The 16,372-nt window shown below is 46.3% G+C and carries 15 protein-coding genes and 1 other annotated feature; of the genes, 9 read left to right on the forward strand and 6 right to left on the reverse strand.

Going from position 1 to position 16,372, the window contains the following annotated elements:
* The first annotated feature begins 11 nt into the window (after positions 1-11).
* The 3 genes from MKY75_RS09910 to MKY75_RS09920 all read left to right on the forward strand — a co-directional run bounded on the left by MKY75_RS09910 (position 12) and on the right by MKY75_RS09920 (position 3,016).
* Positions 12-800, forward strand: coding sequence for an NUDIX domain-containing protein (locus MKY75_RS09910; protein WP_023988247.1), 789 nt, complete (start codon positions 12-14; stop codon positions 798-800).
* A gap of 67 nt (positions 801-867) precedes the next feature.
* Positions 868-1,434, forward strand: a complete 567-nt coding sequence (locus MKY75_RS09915) for a cysteine hydrolase family protein (RefSeq protein ID WP_165147532.1) — start codon at positions 868-870, stop codon at positions 1,432-1,434.
* A gap of 118 nt (positions 1,435-1,552) precedes the next feature.
* Entirely contained in the window at positions 1,553-3,016 is a 1,464-nt protein-coding gene (locus tag MKY75_RS09920) for a nicotinate phosphoribosyltransferase (protein WP_165147529.1), read from the forward strand.
* Between the two features lie 66 nt (positions 3,017-3,082).
* Here the strand turns inward: MKY75_RS09920 and MKY75_RS09925 are convergent, their stop codons facing one another.
* Complete coding sequence (locus tag MKY75_RS09925; RefSeq protein WP_029517048.1) at positions 3,083-3,598, reverse strand: MogA/MoaB family molybdenum cofactor biosynthesis protein; 516 nt, start codon at positions 3,596-3,598, stop codon at positions 3,083-3,085.
* A gap of 261 nt (positions 3,599-3,859) precedes the next feature.
* Here MKY75_RS09925 and MKY75_RS09930 point away from each other — a divergent pair, with 261 nt between their 5' ends.
* From MKY75_RS09930 to MKY75_RS09950, 5 genes are all read left to right on the forward strand, one after another.
* Complete coding sequence (locus MKY75_RS09930) at positions 3,860-4,189, forward strand: four-helix bundle copper-binding protein (RefSeq protein WP_165147526.1); 330 nt, start codon at positions 3,860-3,862, stop codon at positions 4,187-4,189.
* Positions 4,190-4,266: 77 nt separating this feature from the next.
* Positions 4,267-4,523 (forward strand) — a binding site (T-box leader).
* Between the two features lie 62 nt (positions 4,524-4,585).
* Entirely contained in the window at positions 4,586-6,316 is a 1,731-nt protein-coding gene (argS, locus tag MKY75_RS09935) for an arginine--tRNA ligase (RefSeq protein WP_340885116.1), read from the forward strand.
* A gap of 30 nt (positions 6,317-6,346) precedes the next feature.
* The gene (locus MKY75_RS09940) at positions 6,347-7,264 is read left to right on the forward strand and encodes an ATP-binding cassette domain-containing protein (protein ID WP_165147520.1); all 918 of its coding nucleotides are present in this window, start codon (positions 6,347-6,349) and stop codon (positions 7,262-7,264) included.
* On the forward strand, positions 7,261-7,977 hold the full coding sequence (locus tag MKY75_RS09945) for a hypothetical protein (protein ID WP_165147500.1): 717 nt from the start codon (positions 7,261-7,263) through the stop codon (positions 7,975-7,977). The genes MKY75_RS09940 and MKY75_RS09945 overlap by 4 nt, the downstream gene beginning before the upstream one ends.
* Positions 7,978-8,084: 107 nt before the next feature.
* Positions 8,085-9,053, forward strand: coding sequence for an S-layer homology domain-containing protein (locus MKY75_RS09950; protein WP_165147497.1), 969 nt, complete (start codon positions 8,085-8,087; stop codon positions 9,051-9,053).
* Positions 9,054-9,177: 124 nt separating this feature from the next.
* Here MKY75_RS09950 and MKY75_RS09955 read toward each other — a convergent pair whose 3' ends face one another.
* Complete coding sequence (locus tag MKY75_RS09955; protein ID WP_165147494.1) at positions 9,178-11,265, reverse strand: ABC transporter ATP-binding protein; 2,088 nt, start codon at positions 11,263-11,265, stop codon at positions 9,178-9,180.
* Positions 11,265-13,022: an ABC transporter ATP-binding protein gene (locus tag MKY75_RS09960; protein ID WP_165147491.1), complete on the reverse strand. Its 1,758-nt coding sequence runs from the start codon at positions 13,020-13,022 to the stop codon at positions 11,265-11,267. The genes MKY75_RS09955 and MKY75_RS09960 overlap by 1 nt, the downstream gene beginning before the upstream one ends.
* Positions 13,023-13,605: 583 nt before the next feature.
* On the opposite strand from MKY75_RS09960, the gene MKY75_RS09965 reads away from it, so the two are divergent.
* Positions 13,606-13,908: a HesB/YadR/YfhF family protein gene (locus tag MKY75_RS09965; protein WP_039273555.1), complete on the forward strand. Its 303-nt coding sequence runs from the start codon at positions 13,606-13,608 to the stop codon at positions 13,906-13,908.
* A gap of 133 nt (positions 13,909-14,041) precedes the next feature.
* Here MKY75_RS09965 and MKY75_RS09970 read toward each other — a convergent pair whose 3' ends face one another.
* From MKY75_RS09970 to MKY75_RS09980, 3 genes are all read right to left on the reverse strand, one after another.
* A complete protein-coding gene (locus MKY75_RS09970) occupies positions 14,042-14,554 on the reverse strand; it encodes an ADP-heptose synthase (RefSeq protein ID WP_165147488.1) in 513 nt (170 codons plus the stop codon).
* A gap of 115 nt (positions 14,555-14,669) precedes the next feature.
* Entirely contained in the window at positions 14,670-15,113 is a 444-nt protein-coding gene (locus MKY75_RS09975) for a DUF441 domain-containing protein (RefSeq protein WP_029517055.1), read from the reverse strand.
* Between the two features lie 22 nt (positions 15,114-15,135).
* Positions 15,136-16,107, reverse strand: a complete 972-nt coding sequence (locus MKY75_RS09980) for a YpdA family putative bacillithiol disulfide reductase (protein WP_165147485.1) — start codon at positions 16,105-16,107, stop codon at positions 15,136-15,138.
* Positions 16,108-16,372 lie beyond the last annotated feature (265 nt).

Below are 16,372 nucleotides of genomic sequence, written 5' to 3' on the forward strand. Positions count from 1 at the left end.
TGGTGATGCCAATGGATAGCAATCGTATAAACGAAGAGGCGCAAAAGGCGTCGTATAACATTAAGAAATACCGCACTCCAGATGGAGCTCCGGCGGATATCGTTATGTTTACCTTAACGAAGCGGGAGCGCAAGACGGTAACAAAGACATTGCCGATTCGGGAGCTGAAAGTGATGCTCATCAAGCGCCGCAGTTGGCCGTTTGCAGGACGGTGGGCGTTGCCTGGAGGGTTTTGTCAGGAAGATGAATCCATGTATGGAGCTGCCAAGCGGGAACTGTTAGAGGAAACGGGTGTGGACGGCGGGCATCTAGAGTATTTGGGTGTATATAGTGGACCGGGACGTGATCCGCGCGGCTGGATCATATCGCATGCATTTTTTGCGCTGGTAGAAGAATGGATGTTGGAACAGCGTCAGGCGGCCGATGATGCTTCCGAGGTCGGGCTATTCACAATCCGCGAAGCGTTGGAGGAATTGGAACTGGCATTCGATCACCGGGATATCATAGTAGATGCTTATCGCAAAATTCAGTTGCAGATGCTTCAGACGACGATCGCCAAACAGTTTTTACCGCTACATTTTACACTGGGTGAATTATATCAGGTGATACAGAGTGTCGTACCGGACTTCGAAGAGCCAAACTTTATTCGCAAAATAACATCGACTCGTAGCAGACAGGGAATTCTGGAAGAGGTGCGTGATGAGAACGGCAAACCGCTCAGTTCCAACCAGTATTCACAAAGACCGGCACAGTTGTACCGTTTTAGTGACAGAGTACCACGTTTATCTATCTACACGTAACGTCTAATGTAATAGGTTACGCATAGAACGTACAATTTCACTTTGAGGATAAGGAGCTGACCGTACGATGCAGGCACTAATTGTGATTGATTACACGAAAGATTTTGTGGACGGTAGTTTGCCTGTAGGACAACCTGCGATTGAGTTGGATGAACGGATCGCAGCAATTACGCAGGCATATGTAGATCAAGGGGACTTTGTCGTCATGGCTGTGGATTTGCATGAGGAGAACGACCTTTATCATCCAGAGAGCAAGCTGTTTCCTCCACATAATATACGTGGAACCAACGGACGACATTTGTATGGCAAGCTTCATAGCCTCTATGAGCAACAAAGTGATCTTATCAACTGGTTGGATAAAACACGGTATAGTGCTTTTGCGGGCACAGATCTGGAACTCAGGCTGCGTGAACGTGGTATTGTGGAAGTTCATCTGATTGGTGTGTGTACGGATATATGTGTACTGCATACGGCTGTAGATGCTTATAACAAAGGTTTTGCTATTACTGTATACAAGGACGCTGTGGCGAGCTTTAATCAAGCTGGACATGATTGGGCTTTGGGTCATTTTGAGGGAAGTCTTGGAGCCGCGGTACGATCGGCTGAGGATACGGTTTTACGCCAGAAGAAGTAAAATAACTTAACGATTGTGTACCAATGTCCGATAACAAAATGGAGCCGGATATTGCTGAATCTGGGCAGATGAGGCGGTAGCGCCACAAACCTGGAGACAGTCAGAGAGGATGATTACAATGCAGTCAACGAGCCTCGCATTACATACAGATAAATATCAGATTAATATGATGTACGCCCACTGGGTGAACGGAAGTCACCAGCGTAAAGCTGTGTTCGAGGCGTATTTTCGTAAACTCCCTTTTGGTAATGGATATGCCGTGTTCGCGGGTCTGGAACGCATTGTGAATTATATTGCAAATTTGCGGTTTACAGAAGAGGACATTCGCTACCTGTCTGAACAGGAGGAGAAGTACGATCCCATGTTCATGGAGGCGCTTCGCCAGTTTAAGTTTGGTGGAACGGTCCATTCGATGAAAGAAGGGGCCCTTGTTTTTCCCAACGAGCCTTTGGTACGTGTTGAAGGAACGATTATGGAAACGCAGCTTGTCGAAACGGCATTGCTGAATTTTATGAACTACCAGACGCTTATTGCGACAAAGGCATCGCGCATCAAGCAGGTGGCAAGTGATGATACACTGCTCGAATTTGGAACACGGCGTGCGCAGGAAGCAGATGCAGCGATTTGGGGAGCACGAGCAGCTTATGTGGCTGGTTTTGACGCGACTTCTAATATGCTGGCAGGCGAACATTTTGGAATCCCGACGAAGGGGACACATGCCCATTCATGGGTGCAGACCTTTATGACGGAGCAGGAGGCGTTTGACGTGTATGCGAAAGTATTGCCAGATCAGGTTACACTGCTGGTAGACACCTTTGACACGCTGGAAAGCGGTGTTCCTCATGCGATTCGGACAGCAAAAATGCTGGAGAGTCAGGGTAAGCGTATGAATGCAATTCGTCTGGATAGCGGTGACTTGGCTTATCTATCCATTCAGGCGCGGGAAATGCTCGATGCTGAAGGTTTGGATTACGTACAAATTGTAGCTTCCAATGATTTGGATGAAAATACGATTTTTAACCTGAAAGCCCAAGGGGCACGTATTGATGTATGGGGTGTAGGAACACAGCTTATTACGGCTTCAGATCAACCATCGCTTGGCGGGGTATACAAGCTAGTTGAACGTGAAGTGGATGGCGAAATGTTGCCGACGATCAAGATCTCGGGGAATCCAGAAAAAGTATCCACACCAGGCAAAAAGGATGTATATCGCATTGTGGATAAGAAGAAAGGGAGAGCTGTAGCCGATTATATTTCTTTTCCGGATGAAGAGCGTCCGCGTAATGGTAAGCGCCTGAAGCTGTTTAACCCTTTGCATCCGTATATGAAGAAGTATGTAGAAAATTACGAAGCCGTGCCGATGCTTGAGCCTATTTTTATAGATGGACAGAAGGTATATGAGCTTCCCGAGCTGGATGAAATTCGAGCCTACCATACTTCACAGTTAAAACTGTTCTGGCCAGAATATTTGCGGAAGCTGAACCCTGAAATTTATCGTGTAAATCTGAGCGAGAAGGTATGGGAGCTAAAGCAAAAGCTGATCGACAGTTATATGCAGCCCGAAGTTGAAGAAAAAGAATAGTTGGAAGAGGCACCTCATGAATGCATGGGGTGCCTCTTTGTGTTGGAGCATGTAGGAAATAGGAGCTTATTTATAAATTTCTCTCATCACATGTCGTAGCTCAGGGACAATAATGCGTTCCATTGCCAAACGAACGGCTCCGCGTGAACCAGGCATAGAAAATACAGCTGTCTGGCCCACAGTGCCAGCTACAGCCCGGCTTAAGATAGCTGCTGAACCAATGTCCTCAGCAAAGCTTAAATAACGGAAGATTTCCCCAAAGCCAGGTAGTTCCTTATCCAGTAGAGAAGAGACAGCTTCATATGTAGTATCACGTGGAGAAATACCGGTACCACCTGTCAAAAGAACAGCCTCGATGTCATCCTGTGCCGCTGCTTCGGATACTAACTGCTGAATACCTTCGTAGTCATCCTTGACGATGACATATCGAACAACTGTATATCCATTGGTTTCTAGTAGATCCATGAGCAGTCGTCCCCCAGTATCTGTTTCCACGGTGCGTGTGTCCGAGACAGTCACGACCATGCAATTCACTTGTTGGGGGGATTCCTGACGGTGTTCCTCTACAGAAGACATATTCATTAAAATGTTCACTCCTTGATCGGCGGTTAGACATACACTTTTTACAATAGAGCAATGACTGAGCGTATGCAAGTCAGAAACAGGGGCTAAAAATCTATGTGATTAATATCCTTGCATTTGCACACTGGAATATAGTACACTTCCTTACATAAGTCGGGATTATATTGTTTTGTTTTATTGAAAGCGCGCACATCAAATGGTTAACCTCAAGGGACAGCGGGTAATAGTACAGCAGGGTCAACAACTGGGAGGTAATGTAATATGAATCATTCATACCAACAATGCGTGGATGCTTGCCTGGAATGTATGAACGCTTGCAATGTATGTTACGTAGCGAGTTTGAAGGAATATGATTTAGCTATGCTGCGTGAATGTATTCGAGTGAGTAGGGAATGTGCAGAAATATGCGGATTTGCTGCCCAAATGCTGCAGCGTGGAACGGATTTTGCCGAGCAAATCTGTGAGCTGTGCGCCAACGCCTGTGAGGTATGTGCTGCTGAATGCAGCAAGCATTCCCATGATCATTGTAAACATTGTGCAGAAGCCTGCCGTCGTTGCGTTCAGGCATGCCGCCAATTGGTGGCAGTGTAATTACATATATGGAACTAGTGCCTGAAGAGGAAATAATAGGTTGCTTTCTACTGAATAGGTTTGTATAATGAATGGAATTAACGTCACGGAACGGGAGAGTAGCAGCTGAGCCGTATCATTACAGCGAGCCGGAAGAGGTGGAAGCCGGTATGAGGTCCGATGTGAAGCGCACCCGGGAGACGGTTGATCCAACGAGCAGAACTTCTAGTAGATCAGCCCGGCAGACACCGTTATTAGTCATTGGAGTGAAATCGCGATTTGTGTAGTTAGCTTTAGCTGCACAACCGATTTACGAAGAGTGGTACCGCGGGATATTGAAGTTCTCGTCTCTTGAATGATTTCAAGAGGCGGGGGCTTTTTTTGTTAGATTCTATAAAAAGAAGGAGAGAGATCATCATGTTAATGAGGATTGCTGCTCAAGCGATATTAGCCCATACGGGCTTGGAGGAGAAAGAAATTTTATCTTTATTTGAGGTGCCTCCGCAGCCTGAATGGGGAGATGTGGCGTTTCCCTGTTTTATGCTGGCTAAAAAGTTTCGAAAGTCTCCGCAGCACATTGCACTGGAATTGGCGGAACTAGTAGGCCATAAAGAAGGTTTAACCGCTTCAGCATCGGGTGCCTATGTAAACATAACCTTGGATCGATCGGTTCATATTCCGCTTATGCTTGCTGAATTGAGCAAGGCTGATTTCCTCAGGCCTAATATCGGGAACGGGCAGCGGGTAGTTATTGATATGTCCTCGCCTAATATTGCCAAACCGTTTGGTATCGGTCATCTTCGCTCTACGGTTATCGGTGCTGCCTTGTATCGCATACTTGATGAAACAGGTTATGTACCTATTAGTGTGAATCATCTTGGGGATTGGGGAACACAGTTTGGTAAGCAAATTGCGGCCTATAAAAGATGGGGAAATGAGGAGCAGTTACAACATGATCCGATTGGTGAATCGCTAAAGCTATATGTGCGTTTTCATCAGGAGGCCGATCATGATCCGACTTTGGAGGATGAAGGGCGCGAGTGGTTCCGACGTTTGGAACATGGGGATGCGGAGGCTCGACAACTATGGGAGTTTTTTGTTGAAATCAGTCTGGGTGAATTTGATCGTATGTACCAGCGTCTAAACATTACATTTGACCATGTGCTGGGAGAAAGTTTTTACAATGATAAGATGCAGGCAGTTATTGATCATTTAAGAGCAAAAGGATTGTTGGAGGAAAGTGATGGGGCGCTCGTAGTTCGCCTGGAAGACGAGGAACTGCCTCCGTGTCTTATTCTGAAAAAGGATGGAACCACCATTTATCCGACACGTGATCTGGCAACAGCGATTTATCGTCATGAAGTGATGAAGGCTGATCGGTTGCTGTACGTCGTTGGTGGAGAACAGAAGTTGCATTTCCAGCAGGTGTTTGCGGTGCTGAAGCATGCAGGGGAGGCATGGGCGGAGCAATGTGAGCATGTGCCGTTTGGATTAATGCGGTTTGCGGGTAAGAAAATGTCCACAAGACGTGGCAAGGTTGTGAAGCTGGAGGAGGTGCTGGATGAAGCTGTAGCGCGTGCTCAAGGCATCATTACTCAGAAGAACCCTGGTTTACAGGAACAACAGGCAATAGCGGAGGACGTTGGCATCGGGGCGATTATTTTTGGTGATTTAAAAAACAACCGACTGAATGAAGTGGACTTTTCGTTGGAGGAGGCGCTGACCTTTGAAGGCGAGACCGGGCCTTATGTGCAGTATACTCATGCGCGCATACGCAGCCTTCTGGAGAAAGCTCACGCTCGCGCCGATGTTGATGTTAATACTAACCCTAGCGACAATGACCTTTTCCAAGATAGCCATTCTCATGATTTGAATGACGTATCGGATGAAATATTGGGTGACGCAGGTTGGGCGCTGCTTAAGCAATTGGGTCGCTATCACGGTCAACTGATACGAGCGGCTCGCCAACTAGAGCCTTCGGTAATTGCGAGATTTGCATTGGATACGGCCCAGGCGTTTAACCGGTTTTACGCCAAGGAAAGGATTGTCGATGGTGGACAATGGCGTATTCAGTTGGCGGAACAAACTGCCGATATTCTGGCATGCGCGCTGCAACTTCTTGGTCTGAAAGCACCGAATCGGATGTAAACAAAGCGAATAAAGGAGAGCGAGAGACAAATGAGTATTCTTGCAACCATGTGTAATGTAAGTAAACGATACAAAAATGTAGCTGCCTTGGATGACGTTACTTTTACTATTGAGCAGGGAAATGTGATTACGATTGTAGGTAAAAACGCTTCCGGCAAAAGCACACTGCTGCTTTTGCTGGCGGGATTGCTGCGGCCCAGCTCTGGCAGTATCGAATGGCGACCAGGATCTTTGATAACCATTGGTTATGCGCCTGATCGGCTGCCGCAGCTGAATTTTACACCACGGCAGTATTTACAGCATATGGGCTTCATGCAGGGGATGCAGCGGGACGAATTGAGGCGAGAAATTGATTTTCGGCTGCAGCAATTTGCATTAATACATGCCGCTGATCGTGACATGCGTGGTTTTTCCAAAGGGATGCTGCAAAAGGTTAACCTGGCACAGGCACTTTTGGGGAGACCGGAGTTACTGTTGCTGGACGAGCCACTTGGTGGCGTGGATGAGGAAACGCAAATTACGTTAATTCAGCTTCTGTGCGATTTAAGGGAACAGGGCATCACAGTATTGGCCTCCACTCATGAGCCACAGCTTGTACAGCAGGCAGCGCAGCAGGTGCTTGTTCTGGAGTATGGGCGTCTTGTGGCACAATACGACCCGCATCATGTACTGCGCACAGTACAACAGATTGTATGCGCAGGTATCTCGGCGTCGGAGGTAGAGAGTTTGCTCTCTAGTGAGCAGACAGAGTGGATGGTCGATAATCATGGTGATCGTATTCGTGTGGCTGTAGAGAAGGAGGCGGGAGATCGGCTGTTGATGAAGTTGATTCAGTCAGGAGCCTCTATTGTTTCCGTACATCAGGACGCGAAGTGGTCCAATGATATTGCTGATGCTTCCCATTCTGTTGTAAGTCGGGGACGCAAGGGGGAGGGAACGACCTTATGATTTTTGCTATCCGTTACGTATTGCAAAGCTATACGCGTTCACGACGTTATGTACCGCCTGCTGTAATCTATTTATTTGCCATGATGCTGATCTATTCTTACAAGCCCAGCCCTATAGCCGACAGCTACAGTGTTACTGCCCTTTTATTATTTTTTGCTTCCGCATGGCTGGGAGTCAGTCTATTGAACCACGAGCATCCGGTACAAAAGCAGCTGTCAGTTCAACATACTCGACGTCACTGGATCTATTTTAGCGCTGAGTTAATAGCCGCGTATATACTGCTTGTTTTTATGACAGGTGTTGCAGTGATTTACCCGGCAGTTTTCAAAATGTTTGAGCATGTACCTTCTACGCTGCAATGGATCGTTGGTGTTATAGGTCATTTATCGCTTGCATTACTAGGATTGTCCTTATCCCTATTTTGCCAGCGAATTTTTATAGCGAAAATGAATCGTAGCCTGTCATTGGTTATCATCGCGCTCACTGCATCGCTTGCCGGACCGCGTCTGACGGAGTTGCTTCCCGTCGGAGTTCAGTGGATGATATGGATTCTTCCCCCTGCTCATCTTATAGTAAATGCAATGATGAACCTGGATCAGATGCATACGGAAGATGTTATTTGGGCGTTGCTGCTTCCCGCGGTGTATGCTTTTGTAATGATAGGTGCATACATAAAGATTGTGAGCAGAAAAGAGTTAGACGGGTTACACTAATCGCAGGTATTCCACTGTTTTGCAACCAATTTGTGCATATTTGAAACATTTGATGCTTTTATTGCGTCGGTAAGTGTAGAAGCAAAGTAAACATGGAGGTGTATCTCATGAAAAAGAACAAAAGCGTGACAGCTGCCCTGCTTGTCATCTGCTCATTGGCAGTAGCAACGTCGGCCTCTGCTTTTCGTGATATAAAGGGAGCTGAACAGGAGAAGATCGTAAACTCACTTCAGGACAAAGGAATTATTCAAGGAATAACCAAGGATAAATTTGCACCGGATCAAACGCTCACGTATGCACAAGGAGTACACTTGGTTGTTCGTGCAATGGATCTTCAGGTAATGCCTGATTTCACAACGGGTTCCTTTGCAAACATTCCGGCTTCCGCATGGTATGCTCAGTCCTATCGGATTGCAGCCCAACACCAAATCCCTTTGTCACCAGATATTGATCCAAGCACTCGTATGACAAGAGAACAATTTGCTAATATTCTGTATAAAGCAGTGAGTGCAACGGGTGAATATCCAACTGTCCGTATGTTAATTAATGTAGCGGATGGCAATAAACTAGACCAGGAATCAAACGCAGCAGTTCAATTCCTGCTACTGACCAAAATTGCAAAATTGGACGAACAGAGCAACTTTAACCCGGATCGTAAAGTAACGCGGATGGAGGCAGCAGAAATGGTCTATAACGCATCCGAATTTGTACAAAGTCATAAAACGGTTGAAGCTACTCCTGAAAATCCGGCTGAGCCTGTAGATCCGGTTCAACAAAACAATATTAGTATGAGTATAGAGAAGGCAAATGACCAGCAGAACAAAGTGACAATCACCCGTCTGCAGGCACCTAATCCAGGTTACGGCATTGAAGTGGATCACATCGACTACGTAGATGATACGAATGCAGTAATTTACTACAAGCTGACTAGTCCAAAGCCAGGGGAAATGAATATTCAGGTCATTACGGATACCCACACAAGTACGTTGGTAGACAGCAAGTATAAGGTTACGCTCAAAGCAGTAGATGGAACAGTGCTTCCACCCACAGGAACAGGCACGTCTGTAGCTAAATAAAATTACAAGCCATATGTCCTATATAAAATAAAACCAGCAAGTCTCCAATGTGTAGGGGAGACTTGCTGGTTTTTTTCATGCCAAATGTTCATCGTTAGCCCTAAAGAATAGGGCTATTCAAGCTTTAAATGCTGACTTTGCCAGTAAGTAAGTCATTTTGCGCAGGAGGTGTAGCAGAGGATGAATCTGATTCTGTTGCAACTGTTCCCGACTGGAGCTGATACATTTGGAAGTAACGACCGCCTTGAGCCATAAGCTCGTCATGGCTACCCCGTTCAACAATTTCACCCCGATGCAGCACCAAAATTTGGTCCGCACTGCGAATGGTGGACAAACGGTGAGCAATGATAAAGGTCGTACGTCCCTTCTTGAGTACCTCAAGAGCGGATTGGATGAGCGCTTCTGTTTCGGTGTCAATATTGGCAGTAGCTTCATCCAGAATTAAAATTGCGGGATCAAAGGCTAGTGCACGAGCGAAGGAAATAAGCTGGCGTTGCCCGGCTGATAAGGTGCTGCCTTTCTCAATAACGGGCTCATCGAATCCTTGCGGCAAATGGGCCAACAGTTTGTCGGCTCCAACATCATGCAGCGCTTTATTCACCTGTTCTCTCGTGATTCGGCTGTCTCCGAGACTGACATTGGAGGCTACCGTACCTGTGAACAAATATGGATCTTGAAGAACAATACCCATATGATGACGAAGCCATTGCTTAGGGATGTCTTTGACAGACGTTCCGTCAATGGTGATCGTTCCTTTTTGCGGATCATAGAACCGGAATAGCAGGTTGATAATCGAACTTTTGCCTGATCCGGTATGTCCGACAAGGGCAACCGTTTGGCCGGGCTGTGCTGTAAAGGAAATATGTTTAAGTACATCATCCTTTTTGTAGGCAAAGGAAACGTCGTTAAACTCTACCTGGCCTTTGTAGCGCGGCATCATGCCGTCGGTCACCGGCTCTCCAGTTTCGTCCATCAACTCAAATACGCGTCCTGAGGATACGATGGAAGTATCCAGTACAGCGAGTTGGTTGACCATACCCGTCATAGGTTGGAACAGTCGACCCAGCACATCGACGAAGGCATACAATACGCCTAGTGAAACAGCACTACCTGTAGTGCCAAGCGCCTCAGATCCGAAATACCACAACACGACGGCAAAGGCGAGATTTCTCAACACGTTGACTAAATTGTGCGAAGTGAAGGCGTTCAAATTCAACATTTTATTCTGATGCTTCATGTAGTCATCATTCAATTCTTCAAACTCTTGCTGCGTTTGTTTCTGGTGCCGGAATACGCGAATAATGGACATCCCTTGAATCGATTCATTGATAATCGCATTAATCTCACTGAGTCTGGACCGAATGATCGTATTATAGCGGGTGGCGACCTTGCGGTACAATACAATCCACAAGATCAGTAACGGTACAATAAACAGTGAGATAAGACCCAGTCTGAAGTCCAGCAGAAAGAGTGCAACATATACCCCTGCCATCGTTACAATCCCTGAAGTGAAATTTGACAGCACAGCCACAAACAAATCTTTGACTGCCTCAGTGTCATTCGTAACACGGGATACGACCTTGCCTGCAGGCAAGTTATCAAAAAAGTAAACTGGCAACCGCTGGATGTGCGCGTAGAGATCAAGCCGAAGCTTTTGAATGACCTTGTTCGCCGAGGATTGCAGCCAGTATGTTTTGCCGAATTCAGCAAAAATGGAAATAACCAGGAAGAAGCAATACCAACCAATCAGTTGAAAGATACCGGGCATTTCCGGTTTGTAAAAGCTATACAGTTCATCAGCTGTCAGAGCCTTGGCTTCATAGCGAAAGGTGTCGGAGCCACGTGTCACAGTCAGCGTTCCGTTCGTAAAGGAGCGATTACCGTCAGCCACTTGAACCGAGCCATCCACAAATACGAAAGATTTTCCAACTTGTAAAATTCTCGCTTCGCGACCTTTAGTCTCCCCGGACTCAAAGCGATCTTCACGCTTAAAGTGGGTTCCCGCATAGCTTACAGTGCCGTCGTCCACACGAGTTGTTTCATAAAATGGTTTTTCAATAGCGAGCATATGGTCGTCGATCATCGTTTTGGCGATGAAGGGACCAGCCAGCTCGGCGGCTACTCCGATAGCCAAAGCGATGAGAGCGGCGATAAAGCCTGCTTTGCTCGTCAGTGCGTACTGGAATAGCCTTTTGCCGATATTGGGTTTCATTAGGATACCTCCCCTGAGGTCAGATCAGATTCCACTTGTTGCCGTTCATACTGTTGTCGGTACCATCCGTCAGTATGAAGCAGCTCGCTGTGGGTTCCTTCCTCAATAATGCGTCCTTGCTCCAACACGACGATCCGGTCTGCATGTTCTACAGCGGAGAGGCGGTGGGTAGAGATCAGAGTCGTTTTACCTGAGCGCTTGCGTCGGATATTGTCAATAATTCTAGCTTCCGTCCGGGCATCTACTGCAGACAGTGCATCGTCGAGCAATAGAATATCCGGGTCACCGATAAAGGCGCGTGCCAGCGAAACGCGCTGCTTCTGGCCGCCAGACAGGGCGATACCTTTTTCTCCGACCAGTGTATCCAGCCCGTCAGACAGGGTACCTAAATCCTGATCGAAGGCAGCAGTACGGATTGCTTCCATAATGTCGTCATCATCTGCATGAGGTTTCCCGAATTGAATGTTCTCGCGCACTGATTTGGAAAACAAAATTTGCTCTTGCGGCACGTAGCCGATCCAGCTGTGTAGTTGTTCTACTGCAATGTCCTCCAAACGTATGTCGGAGATTAAAATATCACCGCTACCTGTTGGATATTCATGCAGTAGCTGTTTGAGTAGAGTGGATTTACCGCTGCCGGTTCTACCGACGACACCTAGCGTTTCTCCGCGTTTGAGCTCCAGACTCACATGTGACAGATTGTCAATAGTAGAGGTTGGGTAACGGAAGGTAACGTCTTTCATCCTGATGGATTCGAGGCGGTCCACTGGAACAGGTTGAGCGGCATCCTGAACGTCTGGCTGGACATCGAGAGTTTCATTGACCCGGTCCAGTGAAGCGCTACCGCGCTGCATAATGTTAATCAGCTCTCCAATGGCAAACATCGGCCAAATCATCATTCCTAGATACATATTAAAGGAGACCAATTCGCCTAGCGTGATATCGTTATGAAATACCAGATAAATACCATACCCGAGTCCAATGACGTAGCTAAGTCCTACACATAAACGGATTGTTGGTTCAAAGAGGGCATCCATCCGGGCGACAGCCAGATTTTTACGAAATACATCGTCAGTAATATCAGCGAAACGCTTTTCGTCCATTCGCTCTTGCACATAGGCGCGAATGACCCGGATACCAGCCACGGATTCCAACACCTGATCGTTCATATCACCAAATGCATCTTGTGCCAGTGTGTAACGCTCATGAACGGCTTTACCGTAAATGCTCATAGCCAGTGCAATAAAAGGTAGGGGCAGGATAGCTGCCAGTGTCAGCTTCCAACTGATTAGGGTGCCCATGGCAACTAATACCACGCTCAGATAGACCGTAGAGTCTGTCAGTGTCAGCATGCCGAAGCCCGCTGTACTTGCTACGGAGCGAAGGTCGTTCGTAGCACGAGCCATCAGATCGCCAGTGCGATTACGTTCAAAAAATGGAGGGGTCATCCGCAGCAGATGATTCATAAAGCGTGTGCGCAGTAAGCGCTCCACCAGATTGGCACCACCAAACAGCTTGTGCATCCATATGTACGTAATGTAGTAAATGACGGCTAGAATGCCTATGATGTACAAAATATAATGCCAAAGTGAGGACCAGGAAATCGAACCGCGCACAATTTCATCAATGGCACTACCTAGCAGCCGAGGTGGAGCAAGCTCCAGTACACCAACAGCTATCAGCAAAAACAGTCCAATGGAGTATCGGCTTCGTTCTCTTTTAAAAAACCAGCTTAAATTTTTAAGTACTGAAAACAAGAGGAATCCCATCCTTTCATGACAAGTTCATTCGAGAGTTGTGTACCATTTTGAAGAAACAACAGGGCTTGCTGCCACAAGTATGATCCGACAACAGGCGCAAAAAAGGCATACCGTCCGCAGACGATATGCCTTAAATCTCAATATCATATGGCGCGCAGGTATTTTCAGCACACTCACCACTGAAAAACTGCTCAAACGCAGGCAGCCACTCGTATTAAACCATACAACATGAATGGCCCAATTCTGAAGGATGCGACAGGGGAGATGCTCCGGTATGAAGTTGTTGTGTTTGTAGATGTGGGTAAAATGCAATAGGAAATTTTAGCACCGGTAACACTCCTTTCTTCCTCAAAATGGGTTCATTCTAACATGAGTAATCGTTCAAATTGGTAATAAATTTCAAAATGGATCTCGTATGGTTGAATCTTAACACCCTTTTTTGCGAATTGTCAAACCTTTTTCAAAAAAATGTATATGGCTTGTCCAAAAAACTGGCTGGGTTAGGACGGTTGGTGGTCATTCTAAAAAATGCTATGATATAGTTAGCAGACGTCATTGTATAAGGAGATGAGAATAGCGCATGAGCATACAGGTAACTGAACCTGCGGCACAGTGGTATATTAAGGAGCTTGGTTTGAAACGTGGAGATTCGATCCGTTTTTTTGTTCGCTATAGCTCTGGCGGTGGGTTGCATCCAGGCTTTTCTCTGGGAATTGCCGTAGAGCCTCCGCAGCACCCCGTATTACAGCATGAAGCGGCTGGCATTACGTTTTATATGGAGGACCAGGATTACTGGTATCTAAAGGGCCATCATCTGGAAGTTAAGTATTTGGAGGAACATGATGACATTATTTATACCTATGTTGAGGATGGACAAGCTTAGTGCTCCACTGTCAATCATAGCGTGCAAATAATTGTTCTTGGACATGAAAAGCGGCGGAGTATCGTGTTACAGGAGATGAACCTGTACATGATGCTCTGCCGCTTTTTTGTGGTTAAGGCAGGTATGTCGTATGTTAAGGGTTGTTAAGCATAGGACCATCGAGTGCAAAATCAAAATCATCAATGTCGTACACATGTACAGGTACGGAAGCTTCGATAATGCGGTGAATCCAGTCCAATTGATCCGTCAGAATGGGTAATGATTCACGCTGAGCTGTCAACACCAGTTCAGTCTCAATTGGATCAAAATATTCTCCGTAATGTGCTGTATCAACAGCATTAATGATAATAAGTGATGTATTGGCATCGAATAGAATAGGCAAGCTCTTGGCCCAAGGCATCTGAAGGGCACGCCGAATTTTTTTCTGATTCAACGGTTCTTCAAAATAACTGATTAACTCGCTTACCTTCCGCTTCACATGTTGATCGTCCATAGGATTATCCATAAGCGGCTCTGTGCTGTCCTGGAATTCGTATAGCTCTAGCAGTGATGTGTAAGGCACTATATATTCCACAGGGGCGGGAGATGTAAGTAGTTGGCCGTATATAGCCACCATTACAGCTTCCGTTACAAATTGTCGAGACATCGGTCAAGCCTCCTGCATTTACCAAATTATGCGATATGAGTATACCACAAAGCGGGACTGAATTCAGCCCGACATGCAGATTGCTATCATGTATTCCTATACTTGTTGTACGAATTTAGCTGCGGCCGATTAACAAGGAAAGCAATCCGGCAGCAATTAGAGGTCCAACAGGAACTCCTTTAAAGAAGGCAACGCCAATGACGGTCCCGATCAGTAGACCTGTCACAATAATGGGCTGTCCAGACATTAAAGTTACTCCGCGGCCGCCAAGATAGGCTACCAGAATTCCGATACCAATCGCGAGCAGAGATTTCCAGTGCAGGAAAGACTCCATCACCTGATTGATACTGATTTTACCGCTGGCTAGCGGGGTCATGACCCCGATCGTCAAAATAATAATTCCGATCGTCAGGCCATACTTTTCAAGCCAGGGGAAAGCAGTGTGAAAGCTGGTTACCCGCAGTAGCAGTAATACAACCATGGCAATAGTCACGGTAGAGTTGCCACTAACAATCCCAAGACCAGCCAATACCAGTAAGATAAGTGAGCTGTAATCCATACAGATGTTCTCCTTCGTTTATTTAGCTTTGGATATGCTCCGCGATTTGACGCCCGTGCCAGCGGCCTGTTTCAATAAACACTTCATTGGCATTGCTGCCTGAAGCGATGACCCCCGCGACATATATACCTGGGATGTTCGTTTCCATCGTGGCAGGATTAAATTCTGGTTTGTCCAGATCTTCAGCCATATGAACGCCGACAGACTCCAGTAGTTTTCGTTCCGGGTGAAATCCAGTCAGTGCCAGTACAAAATCATTTTCGAGTCGGAATGCTTCAGTGTCCAGCGGAGTGACTACGACATGGTCTGGATGAATTTCGGTAATGCGTGCGCCTAAATGCAGCGTGATCTTCCCTTTTTGTACCATACTGTCAAACAGTGGACGAACCCACGGCTTGATGTATTGGGACAACTCGCTTCGACGATATACCATATCAATCGTAGCTCCGACCCGCACCAATTCCATCGCAGCATCTACCGCAGAGTTACTGCCACCGATAACTGCGACCCGGGTTCCTGTATAGGGATGGGCTTCGCTGAAATAGTGAGTGACTTTATCCAATTGTTCCCCGGGAATGCCCAAATAGTTCGGATGATCAAAATATCCTGTAGCCACAACGACATAGCGTGACGAACACGTTTTGGTTATTTCTCCTTTGCTCAGGGTATGTACAGTAAATGTACCGTCATCCTGGCGATGAATAGACTGGGCCTCCTCATAATGCTGAATGTTCAAGTTATAATGTGTAGCTACTTTACGATAGTACGCCAGTGCTTCATGACGAAAAGGTTTGTCATTAGGGGTGCTGAACGGTACATCACCGATTTCCAGTAGTTCGGCGGTGCTAAAAAACTGCATGTTCGTCGGATACAGAAAAATGGAGTGAACGATGTTGCTTTTTTCAATAATGACAGTTTGCAAACCTCTGCGGGTGCATTCGATTGCAGCAGATAGTCCACAGGGTCCGCCACCGATAATGATTACGTCGTGCATTTGGATGAACCTCCAGTTGTATTGGTTTATTACGCCAGTTTTGTAGGGTTAACATTATTTTGACGATTAAAAACGGATCTCAGGATTGAAGCAAATCGCTCAGTATGTGAGAAGTTTTCAAATAATAATCCTACCGCAATGCGAACACAATATCCAGCCGTTTTCAGAAAAGATGACAGACGGTGAAGATTGACAGCCACATTTAGTGAACATATAATTAGATATATATCTAATTATATGTGATTGAATTCGTTTGCATAGCAAG

It is taken from the genome of Paenibacillus sp. FSL L8-0663 (assembly GCF_038008125.1).
In the GTDB taxonomy this organism is placed as follows: domain Bacteria; phylum Bacillota; class Bacilli; order Paenibacillales; family Paenibacillaceae; genus Paenibacillus; species Paenibacillus polymyxa_D.

What these genes read in the sequence shown, in the direction of transcription:
- MKY75_RS09910 (WP_023988247.1), top strand. Translation starts at nt 12, where the DNA reads ATGGATAGCAATCGTATAAACGAAGAGGCGCAAAAGGCGTCGTATAAC.
- MKY75_RS09915 (WP_165147532.1), top strand. Translation starts at nt 868, where the DNA reads ATGCAGGCACTAATTGTGATTGATTACACGAAAGATTTTGTGGACGGT.
- MKY75_RS09920 (WP_165147529.1), top strand. Translation starts at nt 1,553, where the DNA reads ATGCAGTCAACGAGCCTCGCATTACATACAGATAAATATCAGATTAAT.
- MKY75_RS09925 (WP_029517048.1), bottom strand. Translation starts at nt 3,598, where the DNA reads ATGAATATGTCTTCTGTAGAGGAACACCGTCAGGAATCCCCCCAACAA.
- MKY75_RS09930 (WP_165147526.1), top strand. Translation starts at nt 3,860, where the DNA reads ATGAATCATTCATACCAACAATGCGTGGATGCTTGCCTGGAATGTATG.
- argS (WP_340885116.1), top strand. Translation starts at nt 4,586, where the DNA reads ATGTTAATGAGGATTGCTGCTCAAGCGATATTAGCCCATACGGGCTTG.
- MKY75_RS09940 (WP_165147520.1), top strand. Translation starts at nt 6,347, where the DNA reads ATGAGTATTCTTGCAACCATGTGTAATGTAAGTAAACGATACAAAAAT.
- MKY75_RS09945 (WP_165147500.1), top strand. Translation starts at nt 7,261, where the DNA reads ATGATTTTTGCTATCCGTTACGTATTGCAAAGCTATACGCGTTCACGA.
- MKY75_RS09950 (WP_165147497.1), top strand. Translation starts at nt 8,085, where the DNA reads ATGAAAAAGAACAAAAGCGTGACAGCTGCCCTGCTTGTCATCTGCTCA.
- MKY75_RS09955 (WP_165147494.1), bottom strand. Translation starts at nt 11,265, where the DNA reads ATGAAACCCAATATCGGCAAAAGGCTATTCCAGTACGCACTGACGAGC.
- MKY75_RS09965 (WP_039273555.1), top strand. Translation starts at nt 13,606, where the DNA reads ATGAGCATACAGGTAACTGAACCTGCGGCACAGTGGTATATTAAGGAG.
- MKY75_RS09970 (WP_165147488.1), bottom strand. Translation starts at nt 14,554, where the DNA reads ATGTCTCGACAATTTGTAACGGAAGCTGTAATGGTGGCTATATACGGC.
- MKY75_RS09975 (WP_029517055.1), bottom strand. Translation starts at nt 15,113, where the DNA reads ATGGATTACAGCTCACTTATCTTACTGGTATTGGCTGGTCTTGGGATT.
- MKY75_RS09980 (WP_165147485.1), bottom strand. Translation starts at nt 16,107, where the DNA reads ATGCACGACGTAATCATTATCGGTGGCGGACCCTGTGGACTATCTGCT.